The organism is Mesorhizobium sp. M7A.F.Ca.CA.004.12.1.1 (genome assembly GCF_003997835.1).
Lineage (GTDB): Bacteria > Pseudomonadota > Alphaproteobacteria > Rhizobiales > Rhizobiaceae > Mesorhizobium.
This window is the reverse complement of the sequence record NZ_RZRK01000650.1, coordinates 1-3,519: the sequence shown is the minus strand read 5'-3', so window position 1 is coordinate 3,519 and position 3,519 is coordinate 1. Positions and strand designations below refer to the sequence as shown.

The following is a 3,519-nucleotide window of genomic DNA, read 5'->3' as shown; positions in this document are numbered from 1 at the left end:
GTCTTGAGCTGGCTTTGGAAGCTTCTGGGATCGGCGTGTGGGAGCACGACCTGGCCACAAAAGAGCTGCTATGGGATCACCGCGTCAACCAAATCTACGGCAAGCCAGCCGATGGCAAACCGCGCGGCTATGACGACTGGGCTTCGGCCATTCATCCCGACGATTTCAACCGGGCGCGCCAGGAGTTCGAGTCGGCCGCAGAGAGGAAAGGACCCTATTCCTCGCAATACCGAGTCCTGCTTGCGGAGGGCGGCACGCGCCACGTGCGCACGCGCGCAGCCTTCTTCCAGGACATCGGCGGCACGCCAAAGATGATTGGCGCCGAGTGGGACGTGACCAGCGACGTGCTGCTCAACGAGACGCTCATGCGAGAGCGCCAGCTGTCAGAATCGAAAAATGCCGAACTTGAGGTCGCCAAAGCGCGTGTCGAGCATGTGGCTCTGCATGACCCGCTGACGGGTCTGCCCAACCGTCGCTATCTCGATGAGTTGCTTGCCGAAAACGGGGAAAAGGATACCCGTACGGCACTGCTGCATCTGGACCTCGACCGCTTCAAGCAGATCAATGATACGCTGGGCCACGCAGCAGGTGACGCTATGCTGGTGCACGCCTCCAAGGTCATCAAGGTCAACACGACTCCCGGTGATTTTGTTGCACGCATCGGCGGTGACGAGTTCGTTGTGGTGAGCCATGGGCGTGATGACAAACAACTTTCCGCGCTCGCCGACCGCATCATCACGCAGATGCGCCGGCCGGTCGATTTTCTGGGCAATCCGTGCCGGTTCGGAGTGAGCATCGGAATCGCCGCCGGAACCGAACCCAGGCAACTGCTGGTCAACGCCGATCTCGCCCTTTACCGGGCCAAACGCCGTGGTCGCAATCGCCACGAGTTCTTTGACGAAGAGCTGCAAAGCGAGATCGTGCGGACCAAGCAAATTGCCGACGAAATCCTGGGCGGGCTGGAGCGCGCCGAATTCACAACATACTATCAGCCGCAGTTCGACGCCCGCACGCTTGAGATCGTCGGAGTAGAGGCGTTGTCGCGCTGGAAGCATCCAACACGCGGCATCCTGGCCCCCCAAAGTTATCTTAAAGTGGCCGAAGAACTCAACGTCGTGGCAGTCATCGATCGCGCTGTCCTGGAACAGGCGCTAGAGAACTTCGAGCACTGGTCGAGCAGCGGTCTCAACATCCCGCACGTCTCGGTCAATGTCTCCGCCAAGCGCTTGGAGGACAAGGATCTGATCCATGGCTTGCGCAAGCTTGCCATCAAGAAAGGAACCCTTTCGTTTGAGTTGGTCGAGTCCATCTTCCTCGATGATAATGACGACCTGGTCACGTGGAACCTGGAGCACATAAAGGAACTCGGCATCGACATCGAGATCGATGACTTCGGCACCGGCCATGCTTCGATAGTGTCCCTGCTCAAGCTGCAGCCGCGCCGGCTCAAGATCGACCGTCAACTGATCACGCCCGTCACCCAGTCGATCCCGCAGCGTCAACTGGTCTCGTCCATCATTGAGATCGGCAAATCGCTGGGCATCGAAGTCATTGCCGAGGGTGTCGAGACGAACGACCACGCCCGCATCCTGAAGGAACTAGGCTGCGATATCCTGCAGGGCTATGTTTTTGGACGCCCAATGGAGGCCAAGGCTTTCACGGCGTTTGTGCAATCGCGCAAATGGTTGGCAGCGGGGTAAGGTCATGCCCGCTCCGTCAGAGCGCCGGTTCGCCAATGTGCTCCGCCCTTGCGTGCCGGCGAAGTGAGCCAAAGCAAAGGTTCCTCGTGAGTCAATTCGACCCGTGCCGAAAGAGGAACTTCAGGATCGCTTCGACGGCAGATCAAGGCGGGCGAACGCCTGACAATGCGCTTATGTGATTTCCCGGCGGCCCAGAGGGGCACCTATAGGCCGTTTCCTGAGAAACGCGCCAACAGCAAAACTCCAAGCAGGCGGCCCCGATTTTCGGCGGACACAGATGCAAGCAGCGCCCTTGCCAGTTCCTTGGCAAGGTGCGTCGCTCCTTCGCGAGCGGCGCCCGGTGGCGGGCTCCTGCTGATGATCTGCGGTAGAAGAAAGGGCTTGGCAATCACGATACTGTTTGGAACTTCCGCTGCCCAATGGCAGGCGCTGCCGCAATCAGCCGAGCCGACCATCGGATGCAAGGCGGGAGAGCAGGCCGCGGATCGAGAAACGCAGTCCCTCCGGCGCAAAGTCGAGATCGGGAGCCTGTCCGAACAGACTCGTCAATGCAGCGCGCATGTAGCGCGTCCCATATCCCACTCGCGAGGGTTCGACTACGGTTGGTCCTCCTGTTTCGGTCCATCTCAACGACAGCAATGGTTCCGAGTTCGACTCAATATTCCATTCCAGGCGTATTCTGCCTTCGGGGCGGGACAAGCCGCCATATTTGATGGCGTTTGTTGCCAGTTCATGAAGCGAGAGGGCGAGAGTTGTACCGGCATCGCGCGAAAGCAGCACCTCGGGTCCTTCGATCGTGATGGCAGTTTGATCCTTGGAAAGGTATGGCGCGAGGACCGATTTTGCTACATTCGTTAAGGCCACTGTCTCGCCACCGGCAGCAAAAACTGCAGAATGAACATCCGACAAGGCTCTCAATCTCCCTTTGAAGTCTTCTGCAAGTCCCTCTGCCGAGATCGCGCCGCGCCTGGTCATATCGAAGATGGATATGACGGTCGCCAGGATGTTTTTCACTCGATGATTTAGTTCAAGGCGTAGTTCCGTCTCCCGCTCAAGATAGTCACGCACGTCGCGCTGGCGAATTCTGGTGAGGAGTGCCGACTGGATTCCGCTTATCAGTTCGAGCGCAGCCACGGGACGCTGATAGTATATCTGACGCGAACGTGGCCAAGCAGCACTCAGCGCCGCTTGGATGCGTGACTGCTGTGCCGCGCGGTCCAACAAAACAACGATTGGAATTTCCGACCAATTCGGCTGCGCCTGAAGGAAACTTTCAACCGTTGCGATAGCCTGAGGATTCAAGGCTTCGTGAGTAACAACCAGCACTCCAGGGGATAGCGCAAGCAAACCCTCTAAGTCCTCGGGACTCGCCGCTAGAGCCCGTAGACCACGTTCTTGCAGCAGGGAAGCGGTGTAACCAGCATCCTTGCGGTAAGGCGCCAAGATCAGCACCCAATCCAGTGTTCCCAGCCCGTTTCGCTCGACGTCGTTCACGTCTCGGGCAGAGGATTGTAGGAAACGACGGAAACGCCGGAACTCGCGATGAACAGTTCCCGGACATCGAGATCGTGCGGGCCGTGGCGCTTCTTGACGACCGTGATGTTGCGCCTCAAACGGCCCTCATGCTCGGACATGCGCAGCAGAAGCACGGTGTCGCCGAGAAAACTAACGTCCACGTCGATCCCAACGTTCTGCCCGAGCAAACCATGCTGGGCGACAATGAGCATGGTCAGCACGTCAGCGCGCGCGAGATGTTTCAGGAGAGACTGGATGTCCAGAACCGCCTTTTCCCGGTGGGGAAGAGAATTCAGATAGCCGG

General features: G+C 58.6%; 3 protein-coding genes. 1 reads left to right on the top strand and 2 read right to left on the bottom strand.

Annotated elements, in window-relative coordinates:
- A partial coding sequence (locus tag EN984_RS26975) for an EAL domain-containing protein (RefSeq protein WP_127384080.1) occupies nt 1–1,700 on the top strand: 1,700 nt, incomplete at its 5' end.
- Nucleotides 1,701–2,138: 438 nt separating this feature from the next.
- On the opposite strand, the gene EN984_RS26965 is transcribed toward EN984_RS26975, so the two are convergent.
- Nucleotides 2,139–3,194 carry an HWE histidine kinase domain-containing protein gene (locus tag EN984_RS26965; protein ID WP_127272449.1) on the bottom strand — a complete coding sequence of 352 codons (1,056 nt, stop codon included), beginning with the start codon at nt 3,192–3,194 and terminating at the stop codon, nt 2,139–2,141.
- Nucleotides 3,191–3,519 (bottom strand): ATPase domain-containing protein (locus tag EN984_RS26960; protein WP_348630238.1); only part of this gene is annotated, 329 nt, incomplete at its 5' end. The genes EN984_RS26960 and EN984_RS26965, both read right to left, overlap by 4 nt.